22 protein-coding genes are annotated in these 24,653 nt (G+C 55.7%); 9 read left to right on the top strand and 13 right to left on the bottom strand.

Translation table 11 applies throughout. The annotated features are described in order from the left end of the window. Positions 1–12: 12 nt before the first annotated feature. The 3 genes from LB462_RS20155 to LB462_RS20145 form a co-directional block, all read right to left on the bottom strand. Positions 13–1,311: a cytochrome b gene (locus tag LB462_RS20155; RefSeq protein ID WP_224511688.1), complete on the bottom strand. Its 1,299-nt coding sequence runs from the start codon at positions 1,309–1,311 to the stop codon at positions 13–15. Between the two features lie 21 nt (positions 1,312–1,332). Beyond that, the gene (petA, locus tag LB462_RS20150) at positions 1,333–1,896 is read right to left on the bottom strand and encodes a ubiquinol-cytochrome c reductase iron-sulfur subunit (protein ID WP_210003116.1); all 564 of its coding nucleotides are present in this window, start codon (positions 1,894–1,896) and stop codon (positions 1,333–1,335) included. 289 nt (positions 1,897–2,185) lie between these two features. Then, positions 2,186–4,033 carry an ABC transporter ATP-binding protein gene (locus tag LB462_RS20145; RefSeq protein ID WP_224511687.1) on the bottom strand — a complete coding sequence of 616 codons (1,848 nt, stop codon included), beginning with the start codon at positions 4,031–4,033 and terminating at the stop codon, positions 2,186–2,188. Between the two features lie 36 nt (positions 4,034–4,069). On the opposite strand from LB462_RS20145, the gene LB462_RS20140 reads away from it, so the two are divergent. Continuing rightward, a complete protein-coding gene (locus LB462_RS20140; protein ID WP_224511685.1) occupies positions 4,070–4,561 on the top strand; it encodes a tRNA (cytidine(34)-2'-O)-methyltransferase in 492 nt (163 codons plus the stop codon). A 47-nt stretch (positions 4,562–4,608) separates the two neighbouring features. Here the strand turns inward: LB462_RS20140 and LB462_RS20135 are convergent, their stop codons facing one another. Both LB462_RS20135 and LB462_RS20130 read right to left on the bottom strand, forming a co-directional pair. Continuing rightward, entirely contained in the window at positions 4,609–5,712 is a 1,104-nt protein-coding gene (locus LB462_RS20135; RefSeq protein ID WP_224511683.1) for an ABC transporter substrate-binding protein, read from the bottom strand. 221 nt (positions 5,713–5,933) lie between these two features. Continuing rightward, entirely contained in the window at positions 5,934–6,206 is a 273-nt protein-coding gene (locus LB462_RS20130; protein WP_112530662.1) for a hypothetical protein, read from the bottom strand. A gap of 155 nt (positions 6,207–6,361) precedes the next feature. Here LB462_RS20130 and hemF point away from each other — a divergent pair, with 155 nt between their 5' ends. Both hemF and LB462_RS20120 read left to right on the top strand, forming a co-directional pair. Further along, positions 6,362–7,276 carry an oxygen-dependent coproporphyrinogen oxidase gene (gene hemF / locus LB462_RS20125; protein ID WP_112530661.1) on the top strand — a complete coding sequence of 305 codons (915 nt, stop codon included), beginning with the start codon at positions 6,362–6,364 and terminating at the stop codon, positions 7,274–7,276. Between the two features lie 124 nt (positions 7,277–7,400). Continuing rightward, positions 7,401–7,583 (top strand): DUF1059 domain-containing protein, encoded by a 183-nt coding sequence (locus tag LB462_RS20120; RefSeq protein WP_112530660.1) that lies wholly within the window; start codon positions 7,401–7,403, stop codon positions 7,581–7,583. Here the strand turns inward: LB462_RS20120 and LB462_RS20115 are convergent, their stop codons facing one another. Genes LB462_RS20115 through LB462_RS20105 form a run of 3 tightly spaced genes read right to left on the bottom strand, consistent with a single transcriptional unit; the run spans position 7,584 to position 10,098 of the window. Continuing rightward, complete coding sequence (locus LB462_RS20115; RefSeq protein ID WP_224511681.1) at positions 7,584–8,855, bottom strand: CCA tRNA nucleotidyltransferase; 1,272 nt, start codon at positions 8,853–8,855, stop codon at positions 7,584–7,586. Beyond that, positions 8,852–9,493, bottom strand: coding sequence for a CoA pyrophosphatase (locus tag LB462_RS20110; RefSeq protein WP_114430371.1), 642 nt, complete (start codon positions 9,491–9,493; stop codon positions 8,852–8,854). Before LB462_RS20110 ends, LB462_RS20115 begins: the two co-directional genes overlap by 4 nt. Next, positions 9,490–10,098, bottom strand: a complete 609-nt coding sequence (locus LB462_RS20105) for a DUF1285 domain-containing protein (protein WP_224511679.1) — start codon at positions 10,096–10,098, stop codon at positions 9,490–9,492. The genes LB462_RS20110 and LB462_RS20105 overlap by 4 nt, the downstream gene beginning before the upstream one ends. A gap of 138 nt (positions 10,099–10,236) precedes the next feature. Between LB462_RS20105 and LB462_RS20100 the strand changes: the two genes are divergently transcribed. The 4 genes from LB462_RS20100 to LB462_RS20085 are packed head-to-tail and all read left to right on the top strand — an operon-like array spanning position 10,237 to position 17,071. Then, positions 10,237–11,244 carry an AAA family ATPase gene (locus tag LB462_RS20100; RefSeq protein WP_224511677.1) on the top strand — a complete coding sequence of 336 codons (1,008 nt, stop codon included), beginning with the start codon at positions 10,237–10,239 and terminating at the stop codon, positions 11,242–11,244. Next, on the top strand, positions 11,244–12,158 hold the full coding sequence (locus LB462_RS20095) for a DUF58 domain-containing protein (RefSeq protein ID WP_224511675.1): 915 nt from the start codon (positions 11,244–11,246) through the stop codon (positions 12,156–12,158). The genes LB462_RS20100 and LB462_RS20095 overlap by 1 nt, the downstream gene beginning before the upstream one ends. After that, a complete protein-coding gene (locus tag LB462_RS20090) occupies positions 12,155–14,986 on the top strand; it encodes a DUF4159 domain-containing protein (RefSeq protein ID WP_224511673.1) in 2,832 nt (943 codons plus the stop codon). The genes LB462_RS20095 and LB462_RS20090 overlap by 4 nt, the downstream gene beginning before the upstream one ends. 9 nt (positions 14,987–14,995) lie before the next feature. Then, on the top strand, positions 14,996–17,071 hold the full coding sequence (locus LB462_RS20085) for a hypothetical protein (protein WP_224511913.1): 2,076 nt from the start codon (positions 14,996–14,998) through the stop codon (positions 17,069–17,071). A 24-nt stretch (positions 17,072–17,095) separates the two neighbouring features. Here LB462_RS20085 and LB462_RS20080 read toward each other — a convergent pair whose 3' ends face one another. Beyond that, on the bottom strand, positions 17,096–17,602 hold the full coding sequence (locus tag LB462_RS20080; RefSeq protein ID WP_224511671.1) for a GNAT family N-acetyltransferase: 507 nt from the start codon (positions 17,600–17,602) through the stop codon (positions 17,096–17,098). A 319-nt stretch (positions 17,603–17,921) separates the two neighbouring features. Between LB462_RS20080 and LB462_RS20075 the strand changes: the two genes are divergently transcribed. Continuing rightward, positions 17,922–18,899, top strand: coding sequence for a glutathione S-transferase family protein (locus LB462_RS20075; protein WP_224511669.1), 978 nt, complete (start codon positions 17,922–17,924; stop codon positions 18,897–18,899). A 3-nt stretch (positions 18,900–18,902) separates the two neighbouring features. Here LB462_RS20075 and LB462_RS20070 read toward each other — a convergent pair whose 3' ends face one another. Further along, positions 18,903–19,373 carry an NUDIX domain-containing protein gene (locus tag LB462_RS20070; protein WP_224511666.1) on the bottom strand — a complete coding sequence of 157 codons (471 nt, stop codon included), beginning with the start codon at positions 19,371–19,373 and terminating at the stop codon, positions 18,903–18,905. Positions 19,374–19,458: 85 nt separating this feature from the next. Between LB462_RS20070 and LB462_RS20065 the strand changes: the two genes are divergently transcribed. Next, positions 19,459–20,385 (top strand): metallophosphoesterase family protein, encoded by a 927-nt coding sequence (locus tag LB462_RS20065; protein WP_224511665.1) that lies wholly within the window; start codon positions 19,459–19,461, stop codon positions 20,383–20,385. Between the two features lies 1 nt (position 20,386). Here the strand turns inward: LB462_RS20065 and LB462_RS20060 are convergent, their stop codons facing one another. The 3 genes from LB462_RS20060 to LB462_RS20050 form a co-directional block, all read right to left on the bottom strand. After that, entirely contained in the window at positions 20,387–21,031 is a 645-nt protein-coding gene (locus LB462_RS20060) for a hypothetical protein (protein WP_224511663.1), read from the bottom strand. A gap of 124 nt (positions 21,032–21,155) precedes the next feature. After that, positions 21,156–22,853 (bottom strand): 2-isopropylmalate synthase, encoded by a 1,698-nt coding sequence (leuA, locus tag LB462_RS20055; protein ID WP_370637239.1) that lies wholly within the window; start codon positions 22,851–22,853, stop codon positions 21,156–21,158. A 308-nt stretch (positions 22,854–23,161) separates the two neighbouring features. After that, complete coding sequence (locus tag LB462_RS20050) at positions 23,162–24,112, bottom strand: alpha/beta hydrolase (RefSeq protein WP_224511661.1); 951 nt, start codon at positions 24,110–24,112, stop codon at positions 23,162–23,164. Positions 24,113–24,653: the final 541 nt, after the last annotated feature.

Genomic DNA, 24,653 nt, shown 5'->3' with positions numbered 1-24,653 from the left:
CCTTCACGATTCTCAAGCCCTGGTTTCCGGAGCGGCAGCGACACCAGCCAGCTGGCCGCCACTCTTGGTTTTCGCAAGCACAGCTTCGGTGATCGAATTCGGCAACCGGCGTGGCGTCTCGATCAGGCCAAGCAAGGGCATGATAACGATGAAGAAGCCGAAGTAGTAAGCCGTTCCGAACTGCGAAAACAGCGTGTACAAGCCTTCAGCCGGGCGCGATCCGAGCCAGCCAAGCATGATTGCGTTGGCAATGAAGAGCCAAAAGAAGAGCTTGTACCAAGGACGGTAGACAGCCGAACGGACCTTCGATGTGTCGAGCCACGGTACAATGAACAGGATGGCGATCGAGCCAAACATTGTCAGAACGCCGCCGAGCTTGGAATTGATCGGTCCAATGTTGAAGGTGATGGCCCGCAGCATCGCGTAGAATGGCAGGAAGTACCATTCCGGAACAATATGGGCCGGCGTCTTCAACGAGTCCGCCTGAATGTAGTTGTCCGGGTGGCCCATAAAATTCGGCAGATAGAAGACGAAATACGCGAAGAGGATAAGGAACAACACCAGTCCGAATGCATCCTTGACCGTCGCATAGGGGGTGAAGGCAACTGTATCTGTCTTCGATTTGACTTCGATGCCGGTCGGATTCGTTTGTCCGGCAACATGCAATGCCCAAACGTGCAGGACAACGACGCCGGCAATCATGAACGGCAATAGATAGTGCAGCGAGAAGAAGCGATTGAGCGTCGGATTATCGACGGCAAAACCACCGAGCAGCAGCTGCTGGATCGGGTCGCCAATGATGGGGAATGCCGTGAAGAAGCCGGTGATCACGGTAGCCCCCCAGAAGGACATCTGTCCCCATGGCAACACATATCCCATGAAGGCGGTCGCCATCATCAAGAGAAGAATGATTACGCCGAGAATCCACAGAAGCTCGCGCGGCGCCTTGTAGGAGCCATAGTAAAGCCCGCGGAATATATGCACGTAGACGGCGAGGAAGAACATCGATGCGCCGTTCGAGTGCAGATAGCGCAGGAGCCAGCCAGAATTGACGTCGCGCATGATCTTTTCAACGGAGTTGAAGGCTAGGCCTGTGTCGGCAGCGTAGTGCATTGCCAGAACAACACCGGTCAAGATTTGCGAAACCAGCATGATCGCCAGTATGCCGCCAAACGCATAGGCGTAGTTCAGATTGCGTGGCACCGGATAGGCGACGAAAGAATCATAGACCAAACGCGGTAACGGTAGTCGCGCGTCGATCCATTTCTCGATGCCAGTGCTCGGCGTATAGGATGAATGTCCACCGCTCATGTCGTATCTCCCCGTGGAACCTTAGCCGATCTTGATGACGGTGTCGGAAGTGAAAGTAAGTGGCGGGATAGGTAGATTTTCCGGCGCTGGACCTGAACGAATGCGTCCGGCAGTGTCGTATTGCGAACCATGACAAGGGCAGAACCAGCCACCGAATTCGCCTTGCTGGCCAAGCGGAATGCAGCCGAGGTGAGTGCAAACGCCGATCATCACCAGCCAGTTTTCCTTGTCCTTGGCTGCTGCACGATCCGCGTCGGTCGCCTGGGCGTCGCTCGGCAAATTGGCATTGCGCGCAATCGGATCCTTGAGCTGACCCATTTGAACGTTCTTGGCGTCTTCGATTTCTTTCGGCGTCCGGTTGCGAATGAAAACCGGTTTGCCACGCCATTTGACCGTCAGAGACATGCCTGGCTGAACAGCAGAAACATCAACTTCGATCGACGAGACTGCCAAGGTCGACGCGTCCGGTCGCATCTGGTCAATAAAGGGCCAAGCAAAAGCCCCCGCACCGACCACACCGGCCATACCTGTCGCAATATAGAGGAAGTCACGCCGTGTCGGCTCGGTCGTATCGTGTGCGCTCACGGGGCCTGTTCCTTTCCGAATAACAACGCAGCGGGAGAGTCCACATTGTCAGCACAATAGAAGACTGGCCCAAGAGCTGAGCCATGAGGAATCCCCAACATATGGCGTGGTTTCTAAGCATGTCGCTTGAGCTTGTCCAGTGAGACAGCGTCACAAGGGCAGGATGTCGCAGGGATAGACCCTGATCTTGTTCGCACCCTATAAAAACTCCTGATTGCCTCATCCAACCCCAGCATAAATGCCGCCAGCTATGGCGAGATCGCCTTGGGCTAATTTGTCGTCGTTGGTGTTATTCTGCAGCTTCCTGATCGTCGAGACCAAGGAAACCGCCTGACTGACGTGCCCACAATCCGGCATAGATACCGTCGGCCGCAATCAACTGTTCATGACTGCCGCTTTCGACAATTTGTCCCTTGTCCAAGACGATAAGCCGGTCGAGCGCCGCAATGGTCGACAGCCGGTGCGCGATGGCAATAACCGTCTTCCCCTGCATCAGCCGATAGAGGTTGTCCTGTATCGCTGCTTCGACCTCTGAATCGAGCGCCGAGGTTGCCTCGTCCATGATGAGAATAGGAGCATCCTTCAGCATGACACGTGCAATGGCGATACGCTGGCGCTGCCCGCCGGAAAGCTTGACCCCGCGCTCGCCGACATGGGCGTCGAAACCGCGCCGGCCTTTGGGGTCCGATAGGTCTTCGATGAAGCTGTCGGCTTGAGCATTTCTCACCGCCTGCAGCATCATCTCTTCCGACGCATCGGGACGGCCGTAAAGCACGTTGTCCCGAACCGAGCGATGTAAAAGCGATGTGTCCTGCGTCACCATCCCGATTTGTGCACGTAAGGAGTCTTGCGAGACTTTGGATATATCTTGACCATCGATAAGTATCCGGCCGCTTTCGAGATCGTAAAATCGCAACAGCAAATTGACTAGTGTCGATTTGCCGGCTCCGGATCGTCCAACAAGGCCGATCTTTTCGCCTGGACGTATATCCAGAGACAGACGATCTATAATGCCTGCGCCTTTTCCGTAGTGGAAGCCGATCGAATCGAAGCTGATCGCCCCTGCAGTGACTTCGAGCTCCGGCGCGTTGGGGACATCGGGTACAAGTCGCGGCAGGGAAATGGACGTGATACCGTCTTCGACAGTGCCGATATTTTCAAACAGCGCTGACATTTCCCACATGATCCACTGCGACATGCCGTTGAGGCGGAGCACAAGGCCAATGCCCACCGCTACAGCACCTACGGAGATGGCCGATCCAAGCCACAGCCAGATGGCAATTGCGCCTACCGAGAAAAGCAGCAGGCAATTCATCGCATAGAGCGAGAAGTGAAAACTGGTCACCAGCCGCATCTGCCCGTGGACAGTGTTTAAAAAGTTCTCCAATCCTTCGCGCGCATAACGCTCCTCGCGTTTCGAATGCGAGAACAGCTTTACCGTGGCGATATTTGTATAGCTGTCGACGATCCGTCCGGTCATCGTCGAACGTGCATCAGCCTGTCGCTCGGAAATGACGCGGATTTTCGGAATGAAATAGCGAAGCAGTCCAACATAAATAGCGAGCCAGACAAGGAAAGGCAGCATGAGCCGCAAATCCGCTGCTGCCGCGATGATCAATGTTCCGGTGAAATAGACGATGACATAGTTTAGCACGTCAAGCAGCTTCATCACCGTTTCGCGCACGGCAAGCGAGGTCTGCATAAGCTTGGTGGACACCCGCCCTGCAAACTCGTCCTGGAAGAAAGTCATCGATTGGCGAATGAGATAGCGATGCACCATCCAGCGGATGCGCATGGGATAATTACCAAGCAAAGTCTGATGGATGATGAGCGAATCCACGAGTACGATGCCGGGCATGATGATCAACACGACACCGGCAATCAGCGCCAGCTTCCACCCTTCATCGGAAAGGAAGGTTTCGCGCGAATGATTGGACAACCAGTCGACGATATTGCCCATGAAGGCGAACATGGACACTTCGAGTACAGCGATCAGCGCTGTACAAACAGCCATAACGGCAATCCATGGCCAGGCGCCTTGGGTATAATGCAGGCAAAACGCGACGAGCGATTTCGGCGGCTCAGCGGGTTCAGCCGTCGGAAATGGTTCGAGCCTCTCTTCAAACCAGCGAAACATTGTTAAACCTCATTCATCGTCATTCCACGCCGACTCATGGAAGGCATCTCGTTGACCGAACCATATACCGACTTACGCATTGCACTCTACCAGCCAGATATTCCTGGCAATGCTGGAACTATTCTGCGCATGGCAGCGTGTTTTGGCGTCGGCGTTGATATCATCGAGCCTGCCGGATTCGATATTTCCGATCGCGCGCTGAAACGCGCCGGAATGGATTACCTCGAACAAGCCACCCTGACACGTCATCCCGATTGGACACAGTTTCAGGAATGGCGGCTTCGGGAAAAACGCCGGGTTCTGCTTTTCTCCACCAAGGCGGCTGAGCCCTATACTCGCTTCAAGTTTGCACCCGGTGACATTTTAATGTTCGGCCGCGAATCTGCCGGTGTTCCCGATGAAGTTCATCAGGCTGCCGACGCCAGACTCATCATTCCAATGGTGTCTGGCGCCCGCTCGCTCAATCTGGCGCTCTCCGCAGCGATCGCAACCGCTGAAGCGCAACGACAGTTTTCATTGGTCCGCTAATCTTCGCCGGCCAACTCGGCCGGCGAATTAGCAGTCGACGGTTCTCGTCAGTCGATCTGAGTGGCCTTGCCGCCTTCCCACTTGTAGAAGACGAAAGCAGGTGTGTTCAGATCTCCAGTGCTGGAATAGCTGAGATCCCCAGCTACCGTCGGGAACGCGTCACCAGACTTGATCTTTGCCGCGACCTCGGATGGTTCGGCAGAGCCAGCCTTTTCAATACCTCCGGCGATCACTTGCAACGCGGCATAAGCATTCAGCGTGAATGCTTCAGCCGGAATGTTTTTGGCCTGAAGTGCTTCCACAACCTTTGCCGCGGCTGGATTCTTGGTTGGATCGGCACTGTTGGTGAACAGTGTACCCGCTGCTGCGTCGCCGCCAATTGCCCAATATTCGGTGTTCGACAAGCCATCGGGACCGATGATCTGGGCCTTGATTCCCTGATCGTTCAACTGGCGGGCGATAAGGCCGCCCTCGGCATGATAACCGCCAAAGTAGATCACGTCGGCTTTTTCAGACTTGATACGTGTGATGAGCGCACTGTAGTCCTTTTCGCCGGCATTGATGCCTTCGAAGACGACTTCGGTAACACCGCCTTTGTTGAGCACGGCCTTCAGACCGTTGGCAATACCGGTACCATAGGGCGTTTTGTCGTAGACGATAGCGATGCGCTTGTCCTTGAACTTGTCGAGCATGTACTTGCCCGCAACATCAGCCTGCTGGTCATCGCGGCCGCAAGTGCGAAACACAGTTTCGAGACCGCGTGTCGTGAGATCTGGTGTGGTGGCCGTAGGCGTGACCATGACGATACCGTTTTCGGCCAGAACATCCGATACAGGCATGGCGACGCCGGACGTCACCGGACCCACGACGAACTTGATGCCCTCACCAACGACCTGGTTGGCAACCGATACACCCTGCTTGGGTTCGCCTGCATCGTCGAAGATCTTCGTTACAATCTTTTCGCCCTTGATGCCGCCTGCTGCGTTGATGGCTTCAGCAGCGCTTTCGACGCCATTCTTTACCTGCAAACCATAAGCCGCGACGGGGCCGGTCACAGGTGCGATAATTCCGACGACGATGTCGGCTTTGGCAAACGACGTCATCGCCATAACGGCTGCCAACGCCACGCCAGAGATCAACGATAAGCGCATTATTTCCTCCTTGGATTTTCTTATGCGTCCGGAACGTTCTCCGGTGCTGGCAGAGTTCTACTGTCTTTGGAAATGGCTGTCAGCTGCGATCATTGGAAATTCTGCATAAATGGAAGAAAATTTGAAGAATTCTCAAAAACTGGGACCGTTTTCGGCCGAAACAATCAAATATTTGAAAAAGAACATCAATTTTATTGTTGAATCGAGGATTTTTCGCATTTTCAATCAGCGTTCGGCAAGCGGCGCATAGTGAATTCAATGATGTCGCCAGGACGCTCATACCAGCTCTCAATTTCAGTCCAATAAGCGGCTTTCGGATATTGCTCGAACCATTCGCGTGCCTTTTCGCGCGCCGCCAGACGCGGCAGTTTAAAACTCTCGCGAACAAATGCACCGCGTTGCTGGCTGGGAGCTTCGCGGCTTTCCTTAAGTCTCTTTCGCAAACCGTCGAGCGGCGGTTTTGGATATTGCGATCGGGGCGCTTTGGAGACCATCTCGTATCCCTCACTGAACCCTACAATCATGAGAGTAGGTGCAGCAAAGCCGGAAAACGAGTCATTTTTTTATGGATAGGCTGAATGAACGGCAGCAACTTCCTTTTGGCTTCAAGTGGATGTGATAATGTCCAGGCGAAAAAGGATTCTTTGCCATGGACCGTCCAGATATCCCCGCCGTACTTCCCGAAGCGCTCGATGAAAAGAAAGCTGAAGCGACCGCTTGGTTTATGGAATTGCGCGACAAGATCTGCGCGAGTTTCGAGCAGTTGGAAGACGAACTGGACGGACCGCTCTCGGACCGCACGCCAGGTCGCTTCAAGCAGACCCCATGGCAACGCGATGATGGCAAGGGCGGCGGCGGCGTTATGTCGGTCATGCACGGCCGCGTCTTCGAAAAAGTCGGCGTCCACACATCAACAGTCCATGGTGAGTTTTCGCAGGAGTTTCGCAAGCAGATACCCGGAGCTGACGAAGATCCCCGTTTTTGGGCATCGGGAATCTCATTGATCGCACATCCCCAAAGTCCGTTTGTCCCTGCTGTACATATGAACACGCGCATGGTTGTAACGACGAGACAATGGTTCGGCGGTGGCGCTGATCTCACGCCGGTTCTTGACCGCAAGCGAACACAGGACGATCCGGATACACTGGCTTTCCACAAAGCGATGAAATTCGTTTGCGACAAGCATTCAGCCGTCGCGGATCATGAGAAATTCAAGACATGGTGCGACGAGTACTTTTATCTTCCTCACCGCAAGGAGCCGCGCGGAACTGGTGGTATTTTTTATGACTGGCTACACTCCTCCGAAGAAAACGGCGGCTATACGGCCGATTTCAATTTCACGCGTGACGTCGGCCGCGCCTTTTCCGTAGTCTACCCCTATCTTGTACGGCAGAACTTTAATCACGACTGGACAGATGCCGACCGTCAGGAGCAACTTGTCCGCCGTGGCCGCTATGTCGAATTCAATCTGCTTTATGATCGCGGCACGATCTTCGGCTTGAAGACCGGCGGGAATGTCGATTCAATTCTCTCGTCGATGCCACCTACGGTCAAATGGCCGTGAGATAGATATTTAAGGGATCAATCCGCCGCTTCATGCGTTATGCTAACCGCTGGTGCGGCAAAAGCAGCCGCGCTCTTATGGGAAGAGCACGTATTTTTGCGGGCTTACAACAGGGAGAGAAGGCATGAAAGAACTTCATTGCATTGTTCCCGGTTGCCAGTGGCATACACGTCACGACACCGAAGCTGAAATCATTCGCCGCGCTGCCGAGCATCTGCGTGAAACCCACGGTGAAACGGTTATTCGGGAATCAATGCTCGAAACTATCAAGGCGAATATCCAGCCGTCGAAAGGCCAGGCAGCCTGATCAGGCCTTACCTGCATATTCAGGAATTTTGGCAAGTAATGTATCGCGCTCGAGGGTAAAGCCCGATCTGATCCAGTCGTCCTCTAGCGCGCGCTGGACCTTGCCGATTTCCGGTCCTTCTTCGAGACCCGCAGCGAGTAGATCGCCGCCGGAAACGGGAAACTTCGGCCGCTCGTAGCTATCGAGATATTCGAGCAATTTGGATAGATGCCCGGCCCTCATCATCGCGGCGTTATCGTGGATCGCCTCCGCACGCGCTGAAACCAAGGCCAGACTGAGCCGATCACGCATGCCTTGCTGGTCACTGCGGTAAAGTTGTTTCGCAAATCCGCTCTCGGAAATCTCCGGTTGCGGCAGTGCCGTTTCAGTCCAAGCCTCCAGCCGTGCTCGCTCACTGTTGGAAAGTTTCAGCCGCGACGCCATTTCGGCGATGCGGCCGATTTGCGGGGGTATCATACTTGCCAGACGCAAGAGCGGATCTATCTCCCAATTCAAGTCCTGCTCGGTCTTCACGAGAGAGTGGATTGTATCGATGCCCCACTTCTCACTTTCGGGCAGAACTGCCGTCAGGACGCCCGCCTGCCGCATCCATAGCAATGCGCGCGAAGGGTCCGGCGCACTCAGCAATCTCCTGAGCTCCGACCAGACGCGCTCAGCCGAGAGCCGTGTCAGTCCATCTTTCAGACGCGCGCAGGCCTTCAGTCCTTCGCTTTCAGGTCTGCCTTTGCCGTACCAGGCGAAAAATCTGAAAAACCGTAATATACGCAGATAGTCCTCGCGGATACGCTGCTCAGGATCGCCGATGAAGCGCAGCGTGCGGCTTTCAACATCCGCAAGCCCACCAACAAGATCGACGATCATGCCATCCGCCTCGACATATAAGGCATTCATGGTGAAGTCGCGCCGGTTTGCATCCACCTGCCAATCGCGGCCATAGGCAACTTCAGCGTGCCGTCCATCTGTCTCGATATCAGCGCGCAAAGTCGTCACTTCGAACGGTCTGCCATGCGCAATGACCGTGATCGTGCCATGGTCTATGCCGGTCGGAACGGCCTTGAATCCGGCACCAATCGCACGCTGCAAAGTCACCTCCGGCAAGCAGGTCGTTGCGATATCAATATCGCTAACCTTTTCACCCAAAAGCGTATTTCTTACCGCCCCGCCGACAACGCGCGCAGCCTCGCCATCAGCGGCAAGTACGGCGAGCAGCTTTTGCAAGGACTCGTCTTTAAGCCACGAAGCATGGTCGGCAATGGAAATTGTCACGCTCAAGAATAGAGCCTTTCATAGAGTGTCCGGATGATGCCCGCAGTTACGCCCCAGATGAAGCGGTCACCAAATGGCATCGTATAGTAGAACCGTTCCTTTTCCTGCCATATCCGGCTTTCGCGACGATGATTGCCAGGATCCATCAGGAAAGACAAAGGTACCTCGAACACGTCGGCGACTTCAGCGGGGTTCGGGGTGAGTTCAAATGGCGGATGCACCAGCCCTAGTACCGGCGTGATCGAATAGCCGGTCGTGGTCAAGTAGCGAGGCAGCCGCCCGATGACCTCCACATGGCGACCCTCAAGCCCGATTTCCTCATGCGCTTCGCGTAGCGCCGCTTTCTCCGGCTCGTAATCGTCTTCCGGATCAATCGCACCACCCGGAAAAGCAACCTGCCCCGAATGCTTGCGCATATTGGCGTTGCGCAGGGTGAGGAGCACGCTTGCCTCATCGCCGCGATCCACAATTGGCACAAGGACAGCAGCGTCGCGCAGGGGATTTGCTGCGATCAGCGCATCGAGTTCAGGATTGAGCAAATGATCGCCATGATCCCGGTCCAAGGGTTCACTGCCCTTGAGCGCCACACGTTGTGAGAATGCACGGGCGGAAAAACCCTCATGCAGCGATTTGGTCAGACTCATTGGCTCTGCTTTTCCAGTTCACCTGACGGCATGATTGGGAACACACCTCCGTTTGATCGTACCGCGAACATAGGCTTTCCGTCGATGATGACTTCCTCCCCATAGCTGACCAACTCATACATCACCGGCCGCGCCAGAAGCGCCTCGAGACGGCCTCGCACCAAGAGGTAAGGCTTTAGTCCACCGTTGACTTTATCGATCACAAACCGCAACGGATTGCCGGCGCTTACCTCGACGATATCACCAACATTTGTGCGCAGCGTCATGACCCGCGCATCCCCTTCGCCTGCCACATCGAGTTCAACTGCCAGAAAAGGTGCATCCTCGACACGGATTCCCACCTTTTCGACTGGCGTCACGAGATAGGTCCGTCCGTCAGCGTCCTTGCGTAGGACCGTGGAAAAAAGGCGCACAAGCGGCTGGCGCCCTATAGGGGTGCCCATATAAAACCAGGTGCCATCGGCCTTGATCTCCATATCGAGATCACCGCAAAAATCGGGATTCCATTTATCGACGGGTGGCAGGCCCTTGCCCGGTGCAGCGGCACGCGAGATCAGCGCTTCGAGCCCTGCCGTATCCCGTAGAGTGTCCTCTGATCCTGCCATGGCCTGCCTTTTTTTCCATATACGTCACGAAATAGTCAACGTTGGACCGCTTGTCAGCATGTCATAGTGACTTAGAGTCGTTTTACGTTAGAGTCATTTAAGAGAGACTCTGTGCAGATACCAGCGGTGAGGTGACCCATGACCATGATTAAACCTGAGGTACCGTCCGATCCCAAGGCTATGATTGCCGAGGCTGAGAAAGCGCTGGCAGACATCTCAAGGATAAAGACGGGCATCGGCACTGTCATCTTTGGACAGGAGAGTGTCATCGAGCGAACCTTGGTAGCGCTGCTGGCAGGCGGACATGCGCTTCTTGTCGGCGTCCCGGGCTTGGCCAAGACAAAGCTGGTAGAAACACTGGGGACTGTTCTCGGTCTTGATGACCGCCGCATTCAATTCACGCCCGACCTTATGCCTTCAGATATCCTGGGCTCTGAAGTCATGGAACAGGATGACAATGGCAAACGTTATTTCCGCTATGTCAGAGGCCCTATTTTTGCTCAATTGCTCATGGCGGACGAAATAAATCGCGCCTCACCTCGGACACAGTCGGCGCTCCTGCAGGCCATGCAGGAGTACCACGTTACGATTGCAGGCGAGCGGCACGATTTGCCACAACCGTTTCATGTATTGGCAACGCAGAACCCGCTTGAACAGGAAGGAACCTATCCGCTGCCGGAGGCGCAGCTAGACCGGTTTCTGATGCAGATCGATATTCTCTACCCGGAACTCGAGGCAGAACGCAGGGTGCTTCTGGAGACCACCGGTACTTCAGATGCCAAAGCGGAAAAGACAATCGATGCGGAGCGCCTGCGCGACATGCAGCACCTCATCCGACGGATGCCGGTACCGGAAGGTGTTGTCGATGCCATTCTCAAGCTTGTTCGCTCCGCTCGTCCCGGGGCTGACAACGAAATTGCAAAAAAATTCATCTCTTGGGGCCCCGGCCCGCGCGCTAGCCAGGCCCTGATGCTCTGCGCTCGGGCACGCGCTCTCTATGACGGTCGGCTCGCTCCATCAGTAGACGACGTAAAGGCTCTCGCAGAACCAGTATTGCAACATCGGATGGCGTTGACATTCGCCGCGCGGGCCGACGGAATGAATGTACGCGACGTTATTGGCAACCTTACAAAAGTTGCTTTCTAATGGCAGCAATTGGCGCGCAGGTAAAACGGGCTGACACAGGGGATGCGCTTGCGCGTGCCCGCCAGCGTGCCGCCCTGCTACCTGATCTTCTGGTCGAAGCGCGCCGCATCCTCAATACCGTCAACACCGGCTGGCATGGCCGGCGGAAGAGTGGCGTTGGCGAAACTTTCTGGCAATTTCGCCCCTATGCTCAGGGTGAGGCTATCTCCCGTATCGACTGGCGCCGCTCTGCCCGCGATGATCGTACTTACATCCGCGATCAGGAATGGGAAGCAGCTCATACGGTGTGGCTATGGGCCGATCCTTCGCCTTCCATGCTCTACAAGTCCGAACAAGCCCATGTATCGAAAGAATCGCGGGCTCTGGTACTCGTTCTGGCACTGGACGAACTTTTATCACGCAGTGGTGAGCGGATCGGCTTCCCCGGCGTGGCGGACCCTATATCCGCCCGAAACGGTGCGGAACGCCTCGCAACTCTACTCGCCCACACGACGAACCTGCCTGCCAAGCCTGATCTGAGCAGAGTGCGACGCTTTTCCGATGTAGTTCTCGTCAGTGATTTTCTAGAGCCTGTGGAAGATACGCTGGCTCTTCTCCAACAACTCGTTCAGGCTGGCGCCCGTGCGCACCTGATAGAGGTCTATGATCCAGCCGAAGAAGATTTTCCCTACAAGCGGCGCACCGAATTCGTCGATCCCGAAACCGGCGCGTCTCTAACGTTCGGGCGTGCAGAGGATTACGCCGACGATTATCGCCGATTGTTCTATGCGCGCCGTGAGGTCCTCAGCGATTTTTGCCGGCGGATTGGCTGGAGTTACACCACCAATCGTACCGATCGCCTGGCCTCCGACGCGCTCGTGTCGGTTCACATGAACATGACCGCCAATATTGGCTACGAGGGGAACGGCGCATGAATGCACTCCCTTTGGCCTTTGGTGCGCCTGCCATCCTTGCCGGACTCATCGTTCTTCCAATCATCTGGTGGCTTTTGCGGGTGACCCCTCCCCGTCCGGTCACGGAAATATTCCCCCCGCTGAAAATCCTTGCCCAACTCCTGAAGAAGGAAGAGACCCCCAACAAAAGCCCTTGGTGGTTGACGCTACTGCGGCTGTTGCTCGCGGCTTTCGTTATTCTCGCACTGGCGGAGCCTGTATGGAATCCCCGAGCCGAAACACTGACAGGCAAGGACCCAGTCGCCATAGTCCTCGACAATGGCTGGTCGTCAAACGAGGAATGGAGTTCACGCAAGGATACGGCTGAGCGCCTGATTTCCGACGCGGAGAACTCCGGAGCGCTGATCTACATTTTGGGTACGGCCGAAAAAGCCAATACCGATATCGGGCCGTTCGACGCGAACGCCGCGCTAGAACGGCTCCGGGCTATGGCCGTGCGCCCAATCCCGGTCGACCGGCCGGCCGCGTTTGCGCGGTTGAAAACGGCGATTGCGAACGTTTCCGGCACGAGGCTTGCCTATCTCAACGATGGTGTCGACACACCGCAGGCTGCGGAAGCAGTCAAGTCGCTCGAAGGTTCAGCTATCGCATCCATCATCTGGTACCAACCATCGATAACATCGCTGGTCGCTCTTCGACAGGCCGTCAACAACGCGAATGGTCTGACTGTTCGTGCGGTGCGACCAAGCAATGATCGCGGGCAGAACGGAATTACCATAGGCGCATTTGATGAGAAGGGCCGGCGTATTGCTGAAACCGGTTTGGTCTTTACGGCGGGCGAGAGCATCGGCGAAGCCGTCATCAACGCGCCTTACGAATTGCGCAATGACTTCCACACATTGCGGGTTGACGGCGCCGCGCAGGCGGGTGCTACCTACCTCATTGACGACAACAACAAGCGAAGGCGCGTTGCGTTACTTTCCGGTTCTGACGCAGACCTTTCACAACCGCTGCTCTCGCCGCTCTACTATATATCACGTGCGCTCGAGCCGTTTGCCGATCTATTGCGTCCTCGTAACCCGGAACTTGTGCGCGGCGTCCCCGAACTCCTCGAACAGAAGCCCTCTGTTTTCATCATGGCGGATATCGGCAAACTACCGCCAGAGACTGAGCAAACGCTTTCTGATTGGGTCAACAAAGGCGGTACGCTGATCCGTTTTGCTGGACCGCGCCTCGCAGGTAACAGTGACCAGGATCCATTGCTGCCCGTTACCTTGCGTAAAGGCGAGCGGTCCCTCGGCGGCACGTTATCGTGGAAGGAATCGCAACCTGTTGCGGCCTTCCCGGAGAACGGGCCCTTTGCTGGCTTGCCAACTCCGCAAGATGTGACCGTGACGCGGCAGGTTCTGGCGGAGCCATCTTCCGACTTGTACGACAAGAGCTGGGCCAATCTGGCAGACGGTACGCCGCTGGTAACTGGCGAGACACGCGAGCGAGGCCAGTTGGTACTATTCCACGTAACACCTGAAGCCACATGGTCAAACCTGCCGATCAGCGGCAGTTTTGTAGATATGCTGCACCGTCTCGTCTCGTTGTCCAACGCAGCCGGACCATTGACAAACGATAATGGCGCAAGTGGCTCGCGTGTGCTTCCACCCTATCTGACATTGAATGCCGAGGGGTCGCTTGTCCCGCCCAACGGCGACACCAGACCGCTCCTAATCGCGACTGGTGCTAGCCCACAGGTGAGTTTCGACAATCCTCCCGGCTTCTACGGCGTTGAGGATGCCATGACGGCCCTCAACCTTTTCAAGCCTGACGGCGAAATCAAGCCGTTGATTCGACCCGATCTGGCATTTCCGGTAACGACAGCACGCTACGCCGTGGACGAATCCTTGCCATTGCGTGGACCGCTCTTGGCACTTGCAGCACTGTTGTTGGCACTGGATGCCATTGCCGTACTTTGGCTCGGCGGCCATCTGCGTCGCCGTTATCGTACGGCAGCGGCGGCATCGCTGGCCATCCTCCTGTTACCGGCCCTACTTGCCCTTGGCCCTACTCCCGCATCTGCCCAGCAGAATGACAGCAAGCCCGGCGACCAAGCGATTCTCGAGGCCGTCAATGCCACGCATCTCGCCTACGTCATAACTGGTGATGGTGCTGTCGACGATGTCAGCAAGGCGGGCCTGCTTGGCCTGTCCAAAGCTCTCTCCGACAGCACGGCTCTCGAACCTGGTGAACCCATCGGCGTCAATCCTGCGACTGATGAACTCGCCTTCTATCCTTTGATCTATTGGCCTGTTGATGCTGCCGCAAAAATGCCGGCACCAGAGGCGATCGCCAAGATCGATGCATATATGCAGCAGGGCGGAACGGTGCTGTTCGACACCCGCGATCAGGATGCGGCCGCGATCAGTTTTGACAACTCGACAACGCCCGCCAATCAGAGGTTGCGTGACATTCTTGCCGGCCTCAACATACCGCCGCTTGAGCCAGTCCCGAGCGACCACGTCTTGACCAAATCCTTCTACATTCTGCAGGATTTTCCTGGCCGTTATCGCGGTAGTCCCTTGTGGGTGCAGGCATCCCTCTCGACCGAGACCCGCTCCGATCGACCAGTGAGGGCGGGAGATGGTGTCACGCCCATTATGATCACCGGCAACGATTTCGCAGGCGCCTGGGCGACGAATGCCGAAGGTTCTCCACTCTACCCGACGATCCCCAACGATCCGATGCAACGCGTTTACGCCTACCGCGCCGGTATCAACATTGTCATGTATATGCTGACCGGAAATTACAAATCCGATCAGGTGCATGTGCCTGACCTTTTGCAGCGGTTGGGGAACTAGGTCATGTATCTGTCATTGGATTTCCAGCCTCTTGTTTCAAGCACGCTTCTCGCGCTTTTGCTCGTACCGCTGTTCATTCTTACGCTGGCCGGAATCTATTTTCGCCAGCGCGGCAGCCTGATCCGGCTGTTGGCCGTTGCAGCATTTGCCATGGCACTCTTCAATCCGATTGTTGTGAATGAGGAACGCGAGCCGCTGAAAAGCATCGTTGCTGTAGTTGCTGACCGCAGCCAGAGTCAGGATATCGGCAACCGCACTGCAGATACCGATGCAGCTTTGAAACAGGTTCAGGCAGAACTCGGCCGGCTACCGCAATTCGAGGTCAGGACGGTTGAAACCGGCCAGGCAACCGAAAATGATGACGCAACCTCAACACGTCTGTTCCAGGCATTGAATGGCATTTTCCGTGATGTGCCGCCAGCTCGGATCGGCGGCGCGATTATGATCACGGACGGCCAGATTCATGATATCCCGACCAATATGGCCGGGCTCGGTTTCAATGCCCCGGTGCATGGGCTGATCACCGGCACGCCCGGCGAGATCGACCGCCGTATTCAATTTGTCCGTGCACCGCGTTTCGGGTTGACGGGCAAGCCACAAGAAATGACATACAAGGTGACAGCGTCGGGCGAGCCGCAGGGCGGCCGTGCGCGTGTTAGCGTGCGCGTGAACGGTGACGAGGTGAGCAATCAGGACGCGATCATCGGCCAGGAAATGCCGCTGGAGGTCACACTACCGCGTGCAGGCGTGAACATTGTTGAGATTGTCGTCGATGCCGTTCCGAACGAGCTCACAGAAGTGAACAACCGTGCCGTTGCCATGGTTGACGGCATTCGCGAGAATCTGCGTGTCCTGCTGGTTTCCGGCGAACCGCACAATGGCGAGCGTACATGGCGCAATCTTTTGAAATCCGACGCATCTGTCGACCTTGTGCACTTCACGATTTTGCGGCCGCCCGAGAAGCAGGATTCAACCCCTATCAACGAGCTTTCGCTGATCGCTTTCCCGACCCGGGAACTTTTCGTCGACAAGATCGAGCAGTTTGACCTCATCATTTTCGATCGCTACCAGCACCGCGATGTGCTGCCGCTGCTCTATTACGACTACATCAACGATTACGTCCAAAAGGGTGGCGCACTTCTCATCGCCGCTGGTCCCGAATACGCGGGCAACATGTCGATCGCCAATACACCGCTCCTCTCGGTCCTGCCTGCGACGCCGACGGGGAACATCGAAGAAAAAGCGTTCTATCCCCGACTGAGCGACCAAGGGAAACGTCATCCGGTAACACGTGGCCTTGAGGGCAGCACGCAGGAGCCGCCACACTGGAGCCGCTGGTTCCGCGTTATTGACGTCAATCAGCCCGAAGGCACAACAGTTATGGATGCAGGCGATAAGCCATTGCTGGTCCTGAATCATGTTGGAGAAGGCCGGGTAGGCATGTTTCTTTCCGACCAGGGCTGGCTCTGGGCTCGAGGCTTCGAAGGCGGCGGCCCGCATGCCGCGCTCTACCGGCGCATCGCCCACTGGCTTATGAAGGAGCCGGAACTCGAAGAAGAAGCACTGACAGCAACCGGCAGCGGCCGCAATCTCGAGATTCGCCGGCAAACCATGCAGAAGACTGCCAACCCCGCGAGCATCATCACGCCATCGGGGAAGACGAGGTCCATTCCCCTGACGGAATCCGAGCCAGGGGTCTTTACGGCCTCAGTGACGACCGACGAAATCGGTCTCTATCAGGTGGCCAATGGTGATCTGACGACGCTTGCCCATGTCGGACCGGTCGACGCACCGGAATTCAGCGATAATGTTTCCACAACCGCCAAGCTCGACCCGTTGGCACGCGAAACCGGTGGCGGAACGCGGCGGCTGCGGCCAGCCGCCGACCAGAGCACTATAGAGGTTCCCAATATCGTCGCGTCGCGCGGTATGGCGAGCGCGAGTGGTGACAACTGGATCGGATTGCGCCCCACCAACGAGACGATCCTCAAGAGTGTCAATCGCCTGCCGCTCTTCTCAGGCTTCCTTGGCCTCGCCGCAATGATCCTGGTGCTGGGCGGCATGTGGTACCGCGAAGGCAAGTAGTGGTACCGTCAGGCCAGATTTCTATCAGGTCTGGATGGCGTGGCGTACGCGCCCCTGCACGGCCTCCAAGGCGCGCGGTGTGAGTTCGCAGGCGAGAAACCGGGTCGGTTCCACGGGCGCGGGCATTTCGATCAGATGACCTGGTATCTGGCGAAAGCCAAAAGGCGCATAGTAAGGCTCATCGCCGACAAGGATAACCAGATGGTGGCCAGCGACACGCGCCGCTTCCATACTGGTGCGCATCAGCGCAGCGCCGATGCCCTGATTTTTCCATGCAGGACGTACGGCCAGGGGGCCGAGAAGCAAAGCCGAAGTCGTGCCAATCTGGATAGGCGTTAGCCGGACCGATGCCACCACATGCTCGCCGTTCAGTGCGACGAAGGAGAGCGTACGATCATGCGGGCCACCTTCGCGAATCCGGTATGCGGCACGAGCGAACCGTCCCGGTCCAAAAGCTTCCATGTTTATGTCTTCTATGGCAGCGTCATGCACCGGGTCCTCCGGGGCGTAAGTCACGACTTGAGTCAGCATGCTGGGTGTCTTTTTGAAAGGAGTGGATATGCGCCTCAAACCCTTCGGTTGTTGGCGAACACAGGAATTTTCCGCCGCTTGGAAAAAGCGTCGGTCCGGGTATCATCGTCGGATGAACAGAATTCCTGCCACAAAAGTCTCCTTTTTTGTCCGCGTAACATCAAAAGAAACGGCCGTAAACCGAAAATCCAGTTTGTCAGGCAAAAAGTGACACTCTGTTCACCGGCTTGGTCATGGAACCGAGAGGAATTGAGCCTAACTGTCAGGAACAACCGAATACTGAAATCAACCAGCGCACAGCGTGGTTCCAGGAGACGAGATGGGTTTATTGATTGATGGCGTGTGGCATAACCAATGGTACGATACAAAGGACACTGGCGGCCGTTTCATCCGGACCGAGTCACAGTTTCGCAATTGGGTGACTGTTGATGGTAGCGCGGGACCATCGGGCAAGGCCGGATTCAAGGCCGAACCTGGTCGCTATCATTTGTATGTTTCCTATGCTTGTCCCTGGGCGCACCGCACGCTGATTTTCCGTGCACTCAAACAACTGCAGGACGTAATTTCGTTGTCAGTCGTCGACCATTACATGGGAGCGGAAGGCTGGACATTCTACGAAAAGGATGGTGCAACACCTGACCACCTCTTCGGCTACAAGCGCCTGCACGAAATCTACACACGCGCCGATCCCAATTACTCGGGCCGCGTGACCGTGCCGGTCCTCTGGGACAAACAGCAGAAGACTATCGTTTCCAATGAATCGTCAGAGATCATTCGGATGCTCAATTCCGCTTTCAACGACTTCGGCGATGCCTCCCTTGATTTTTATCCCGAAGCACTGCGCGGCGAGATCGATGAGATCAACGCGCTGGTCTATCCGAATATCAACAACGGCGTCTATCGGGCTGGCTTTGCCACGACGCAAGAAGCTTACGAAGAGGCGTTTGCGCAATTGTTCGATGCGCTTGACCACGTGGAGGAACGGCTGTCTCGTCAGCGTTATCTCGTCGGCAATCGGCTGACGGAAGCCGACTGGCGCCTGTTTACCACGCTGCTGCGCTTCGATCCTGTCTATGTCGGTCATTTCAAATGCAATCGCCAGCGCATTGCCGACTATCCGAACCTGTCGAACTACACGCGCGAACTGTATCAGGTGCAGGGCGTCGCGCCGACAGTGAACTTGAAACACATCAAGGCGCACTACTACGGCAGTCACAAGACCATCAATCCAAGCGGGATAATTCCTGTTGGACCGGAAATCGACTACACAGCCCCGCATGATCGCGACCGTTTCTGATCGCTACCAGTCAAGCGGGACGTCTGCTCCCTCTAAAATCTCGGCAAGCCGGCGCCGGGTGGACGGTGTAGTATCCGGTGGCAGAGCCCCGAGTTTGAAAAACCCCGCTTCGGCAATCTCGCGATTGGCGATGAACGGTGTTATCTGCCGGAACGAGCGGCAAACATAAAGCGCAACGTGATCGCGTCTTGACGCGTGCGCATTGTGATAGATGGCGAAAAGCTGCGGTCGGCCTGTCAGCTCGATATTACCTTCCTCCATCAATTCCTTCTTGAGCGTCTGTTCAACCGTGTGCCCCGTTTCCACGCCACCGCCTGGAAATTGCCAGCCAGGAACGTAAGTGTGGCGAATGAGAAATACCGATTTCTCCTTGTCATCCAGTACAACGCCGCGGGCACCAAGCGTCATGGGTCGACGAAACAGAAAGTAGGTATGGAACAGGCGATGACGCCATTTTGAACGTTTTTCAGCCATTCTGCCTGACCTTGGCCGGAACTTCTCCGGTGTGCGACGGTTGTATCACTGGATTTCGCGCCAATACTCTCATAAAGCTGAGTCGATGTTCCACCTCGCTCATATCTCCGACATACATCTGTCGCCTTTACCCGCGCTGACTTTGCGTGAACTGATCTCCAAGCGCATTACTGGCTATATCAATTGGCGATCGAACCGCAAGGGCTCGATGACGAGCGGCACACTGGATGTTCTTGTGGCCGATATGAAGGCACAGTCCCCGGATCATATCGCCGTCACCGGCGATCTCGTGAACCTGGCTCTGGATGAGGAACTGGAGACGGCACAGCGCTGGCTCAAAACATTGGGTGATCCCGCTAACGTCTCGGTTGTTCCCGGCAATCATGATGCGTACGTGCCGGGTGCACTGAAAAAGACACGCCGCTTTTGGCAACCATGGATGCGAGGGGACGCGCAGGCAGCGGCAAACAGCCCTGTGGAGTTTCCATATCTTCGCGTCCGCGGCGACATAGCGCTTATTGGCGTTTCCTCAGCGCGCGCTACTGCTCCCTTCATGGCGACCGGCGATATTCGCGAGCGGCAAGCTCGAAAACTGGGCGAACTTCTCGACGAAACAGGTAAACTTGGCCTCTTCCGGGTAATTATGATTCACCATCCGCCAGTGCGCGGCGCCGCGCCTTCTCACAAGCGCCTGCTCGGCATCGGTCTTTTTCAGCGCACGGTTCGCGAACATGGGGCTGAATTGGTTCTCCATGGTCATACGCACCTGGCAACACGCTACGAGATTGAAGGTCCAAGTTGGAAAATACCAGTGATATGCGTCCCCTCAGCAAGCCAGAGTTTTGGTGGAAATCACAAGCCTCCCGCGGCGTTCAATCTGTTTTCCATTGCTAAAACCAATATCGGCTGGTCGTGTCATATGATTGAGCGTGGAATTGTCGACGAACAGATGAACATCCGGACTATCCGCGAACATAACCTTCAAGTGGGCGCTGTACTCGCCCCGGTGTGATTCAAAAGTACGGCGATAAGCGGTCCCAGAAAAATGCCAGGAGCGCTCCTGCACCCGCCAGGCCGCCGATAACAAACCACGTCAATACAGTGACCAGTTCGCTCACAACCGATCTGGAGCGACGCGCTGAAGCGGACGATACTGCGGATGGCCGAACCAATGCATGTTCAGTTGGACCAGGGGTCTGATTTTTCTGATAAATGGCGGCGGAGCGAAGATTAATCCTCTCACCTTCCATCAGGCGCTGACGCTCGACGAGCCGCTCAGCGATATAATTGGTTACCGCATCTGAAATGGGCTGCACGTCGGGGGATTCCGCCACCACGATCCGACCTAACCTCGTGTCCCGGACAAACCGATACGTCCGACGATCACGGCCCATCATGACATGCGACGTTGGATCAATCCACAATCTCGGCTGCTGCCCTTTGGAAATTGCGAAATCCCATTGCAGATCGTCCACAGGCACATCATCGAATACCGGCTTCAAATCATGGGCAAGGATTTCGATCCTGGCGAGGTCCGCTTCCTTCATATCGACGACAACGTCGCCGCGATCGGCAGCAGCAATTTGCGCACCCCGAACGGCGTCAGCAAGTTTTCGCCGATTATCAACGGCGGTGATCTTCTCTCGCATCTCACTCATAAGCATTTCCGGCACGAGCTAGGGTTAGAACATCATTAACCATGTGTCGCTTTCATTGCATCAGAATCTTGTCCGGAATGACTTTCGTTCCCCGTATAAATGAGAGGCCCCGAAGGGCCCTTCATCACTGTCCGATTATCCGGTTTGCCGCCGAGACAATGCCCTCAAGTGAGGCAGTCACAATGTTCTTGTTGATACCTGCACCAAAAATCTTGCCCCCGGGATGTTCGATTTCCATGTAGCTGATCGCGGCTGCATCCGAACCGTGCTGGAGCGAGTGTTCCGAATAGTTCACGACCGATAATTTAATGCCGAGATAGTGCGAAAGAGCGTCAATGAATCCATCGACAGGGCCGGTGCCTCTTCCCTCAATCCGTTTTGTTTCACCGCGATCAGTGATCTCCGCAGAAAGCACACGCACACCCTTGCGCTCCGTATCGGGATAGGTGTGGTGGTCGACGAATTTCAGCCGGGCATTTGGCTGTTCGACATAGAGTTCCTGGAAGCGATCGTAAATTCGCTTGGACGGCATCTCCTTGCCCTCTTCGTCCGTGATCTGCTGGATGTCTTCGCGAAACTCCACTTGCATGCCACGCGGCAAATTCAGGCCGTAGTCGGCTTGTAGAATATAGGCGATACCGCCCTTGCCGGACTGTGAATTGATGCGGATGATTGCTTCGTAGCTGCGCCCGACATCCTGCGGATCGATAGGCAGATAAGGCACTTCCCAGAGCATCTTATTGGCCTGCTTGATCGCTTTCATACCCTTGTTGATCGCGTCCTGATGTGACCCCGAAAACGCCGTGTAAACCAGCTCGCCGACATAAGGGTGACGCTCCGGGATAACAAGCTGGTTGGAATACTCGTACACCTCCTTCATCCGGTTGATGTCGGAGCAGTCGAGTTCGGGATCGACGCCTTGCGTAAACATGTTCAGTGCCAAGGTGACGATATCGACATTGCCGGTGCGCTCGCCATTGCCAAACAAGGTGCCTTCGACGCGGTCGGCACCAGCCATCAGTCCGAGTTCGGTGGTTGCAACGCCAGTGCCGCGGTCATTATGCGGATGCAGCGAGATGATCAGATTTTCGCGATTGTCGAGCTGACGGCACATCCATTCGATGCGATCCGCATAGATGTTTGGCGTGGACATCTCAACCGTCGAAGGCAAATTGATGATCAACTTGTTGTCAGGTGTTGGCTTGACGATTTCCGTTACCGCATTGCAGATTTCCAACGCGACTTCGAGTTCCGTGCCCGTAAAGCTTTCAGGCGAATACTCGAAGCGATAGCCTCCGCCTGCCCTTGCCGCCATATCCGTGATCATTTTGGCGGCGTCTGTGGCAATCGTCTTGATGCCGTGAACGTCCTTGTTGAACACGACGCGCCGCTGCAGTTCACTGGTCGAGTTGTAGAAATGGACAATCGGCTTGTGGGCACCTTCCAACGACTCGAAGGTACGCGTAATCAACTCCGGACGGCACTGCACCAGCACCTGCAGGGAAACATCGGGGCCGGCATTGCCCTCCTCCACGCACCAGCGCGCAAAATCGAAGTCCGTTTGCGAGGCCGAAGGAAAACCGATCTCGATTTCCTTGAATCCCATCTCGAGCAGCAGCGCGAACATGCGCACTTTCCTGTCGTGCCCCATCGGATCGATCAGTGCCTGGTTACCGTCGCGCAAATCGACGGAACACCAGATGGGTGCCTTCTCGATACGTTTGGAGGGCCATTGGCGATCTTTCAGATCCACCAAGGGATAAGGTTCGTACTTCTTGGCCGCATAGGGCATGCCCATGTTCCGTTGGATCATGTCGGTCATTTGTTTCTCGTTTCCGGCCGATGCGCATCAAATCTGGCGCGATCTCGGCACTCTTCTTAAGTGTTACAGTTATCTTGTAAAGGGAATAAGGAGCGATTGCCTGGCGGCTAATTCGACCGCCGGACGCTCCTCTTAACGAGCCCGGCGATCGCCAGTAAGGTTAAGAAGAAGCGGAAGGAGAAATGCGCGATTGGTCACGCCCGCGGAAGCGGACTGAAAAAATGACTGTGGGGTCGGGCGCGTTTTCATGACCAGACAATTAAACGACTGCCAGGCCGGATGCAAGAAGAATGCTAGAGCAAGTTTGTCTAGTTCTTCTTCAACTGAGCCGTCGCACCGCCAGCCAGCCATTCACTGACGACTTTCACGTCGTCCTTGCCCAATCCATGATCGGACTTGATCGAACGTGCTTCCACGCGAGCACCGTGCGAGCGAAGCAAGTCCTCAAGGGCAGGCGCATAGGGTGCATAGAGCTGATCCGAAGCGCCGGAAACGGTCAACACGCGGGCATTGGCGAGATTAGCCTCGATTGTCCCCGTCAGGACCGGCATAGAACGTAAGAGTACTGCCTGTTTCACCAAATCCGGGTAGAGCATCATCACGGCGTTGACCAGATTGGCGCCGTTGGAATACCCGAGAAACGTCGTGCGATTGGGGTCGAATTTGTATTCCCGCGTGACCTGCTTCAGAAACTCAGCAAAAGCCTTTGCTTCGGATCGAATACCCTGCTGGTCGAAACTGATAGGTGTCAGCCGGCGGTACCAGCGATTCGAACCATCCTGGACTACACGCCCGCGCACGGCGAGCAGCAGAGCATTCGGTGCGATCTTGGAAGCAAAGGAAACGAGGCTCGTCTCGTCCTGGCCTGAGCCATGCAGGAGAACCATCGTATCTCCGTTCTGAACTTCCGGACGGTAGATTCGGTACTTGAAAGTAAGATCCTCATGGAGCGAACCTTCGCTCTGGGGGAGAATGTCACCTTTGGTCGCTTTCTTCACAATAGTCCCACTGCCTGTTGCTCCGAGGCTAATCGGTACCGCTTTTACTGGCGTCTGTGAATTTGCCGGACCCTTCTGCGGGCAGGCATCTCCGGCGCTATTTTTATCAACGTCGGGCTGTGGATCAATCGTATTTAACAACACTTCCGCTTTACCGGACTGCAGCTTGTCGCAATCTGCGGTATTGCGCGCGCTAGCCGGATACGCGGCAACGATGATGGAGAGCCCGGTTAATAGTCCATAAAGATAAGGTTTACCCATAAGTTAATCCTGGCAGTTTTAGAGCAAAGGATATCCAGATAGAACCAGTTCTGTTTCTCGGATGGCGAGACAATCCACGCGGAAGGTGGCGAGGTCGATGTGTTTCGATCGTTCGACGCCGCCTGACAAAGTGGGTGTCCGCCAGCCGGAAAACCCGAAGGGCCGGGTGAATTTGCTCCAAATCCTTCGGGCTTCGGCATCATCCGATGGAAAAGCATCGGCCTCGCCAAACCCCTCGACCTTAAATCAAATTCCCTCCGGCAGAACGATTCTATCTGGTTATCCTTTGCTCTAAGGTTAACTAAGATTGTAAACAGCCGCGGTCATCCGCTCGGCGCTGCCATGCGCTTTGGCCGCTCGATCCTCAAAGGGAACTGATGCGTATCGCCAAAATTTACGGTCCCCAGACGTACGCCCCCGGCGTCGCATCTCATACGGAGAATTGCATTGCTGGAAGACATGTCACCCGGCAGCGCTTGTATGTCAACATAATTGTAACGAAATCATGACCGACTGAAACAATCCGTTACAAAATGTTGCA

This window comes from Phyllobacterium chamaecytisi, from assembly GCF_020164455.1.
GTDB lineage: Bacteria > Pseudomonadota > Alphaproteobacteria > Rhizobiales > Rhizobiaceae > Phyllobacterium > Phyllobacterium chamaecytisi.
This window is presented reverse-complemented; position numbering and strand designations above follow the sequence as displayed.

Bases quoted from the DNA above. Each gene is read 5' to 3' on its own strand.
- LB462_RS20080 (WP_224511671.1), bottom strand. From the start codon at position 17,602: ATGCTGACTCAAGTCGTGACTTACGCCCCGGAGGACCCGGTGCATGAC.
- LB462_RS20060 (WP_224511663.1), bottom strand. From the start codon at position 21,031: ATGAGTGAGATGCGAGAGAAGATCACCGCCGTTGATAATCGGCGAAAA.
- hemF (WP_112530661.1), top strand. From the start codon at position 6,362: ATGGACCGTCCAGATATCCCCGCCGTACTTCCCGAAGCGCTCGATGAA.
- LB462_RS20145 (WP_224511687.1), bottom strand. From the start codon at position 4,033: ATGTTTCGCTGGTTTGAAGAGAGGCTCGAACCATTTCCGACGGCTGAA.
- LB462_RS20140 (WP_224511685.1), top strand. From the start codon at position 4,070: ATGGAAGGCATCTCGTTGACCGAACCATATACCGACTTACGCATTGCA.
- LB462_RS20050 (WP_224511661.1), bottom strand. From the start codon at position 24,112: ATGGGTAAACCTTATCTTTATGGACTATTAACCGGGCTCTCCATCATC.
- LB462_RS20070 (WP_224511666.1), bottom strand. From the start codon at position 19,373: ATGGCTGAAAAACGTTCAAAATGGCGTCATCGCCTGTTCCATACCTAC.
- LB462_RS20130 (WP_112530662.1), bottom strand. From the start codon at position 6,206: ATGGTCTCCAAAGCGCCCCGATCGCAATATCCAAAACCGCCGCTCGAC.
- LB462_RS20110 (WP_114430371.1), bottom strand. From the start codon at position 9,493: ATGAGTCTGACCAAATCGCTGCATGAGGGTTTTTCCGCCCGTGCATTC.
- LB462_RS20105 (WP_224511679.1), bottom strand. From the start codon at position 10,098: ATGGCAGGATCAGAGGACACTCTACGGGATACGGCAGGGCTCGAAGCG.
- leuA (WP_370637239.1), bottom strand. From the start codon at position 22,853: ATGACCGACATGATCCAACGGAACATGGGCATGCCCTATGCGGCCAAG.
- LB462_RS20075 (WP_224511669.1), top strand. From the start codon at position 17,922: ATGGGTTTATTGATTGATGGCGTGTGGCATAACCAATGGTACGATACA.
- LB462_RS20120 (WP_112530660.1), top strand. From the start codon at position 7,401: ATGAAAGAACTTCATTGCATTGTTCCCGGTTGCCAGTGGCATACACGT.
- LB462_RS20065 (WP_224511665.1), top strand. From the start codon at position 19,459: ATGTTCCACCTCGCTCATATCTCCGACATACATCTGTCGCCTTTACCC.
- LB462_RS20100 (WP_224511677.1), top strand. From the start codon at position 10,237: ATGACCATGATTAAACCTGAGGTACCGTCCGATCCCAAGGCTATGATT.
- LB462_RS20090 (WP_224511673.1), top strand. From the start codon at position 12,155: ATGAATGCACTCCCTTTGGCCTTTGGTGCGCCTGCCATCCTTGCCGGA.
- LB462_RS20135 (WP_224511683.1), bottom strand. From the start codon at position 5,712: ATGCGCTTATCGTTGATCTCTGGCGTGGCGTTGGCAGCCGTTATGGCG.
- LB462_RS20095 (WP_224511675.1), top strand. From the start codon at position 11,244: ATGGCAGCAATTGGCGCGCAGGTAAAACGGGCTGACACAGGGGATGCG.
- LB462_RS20155 (WP_224511688.1), bottom strand. From the start codon at position 1,311: ATGAGCGGTGGACATTCATCCTATACGCCGAGCACTGGCATCGAGAAA.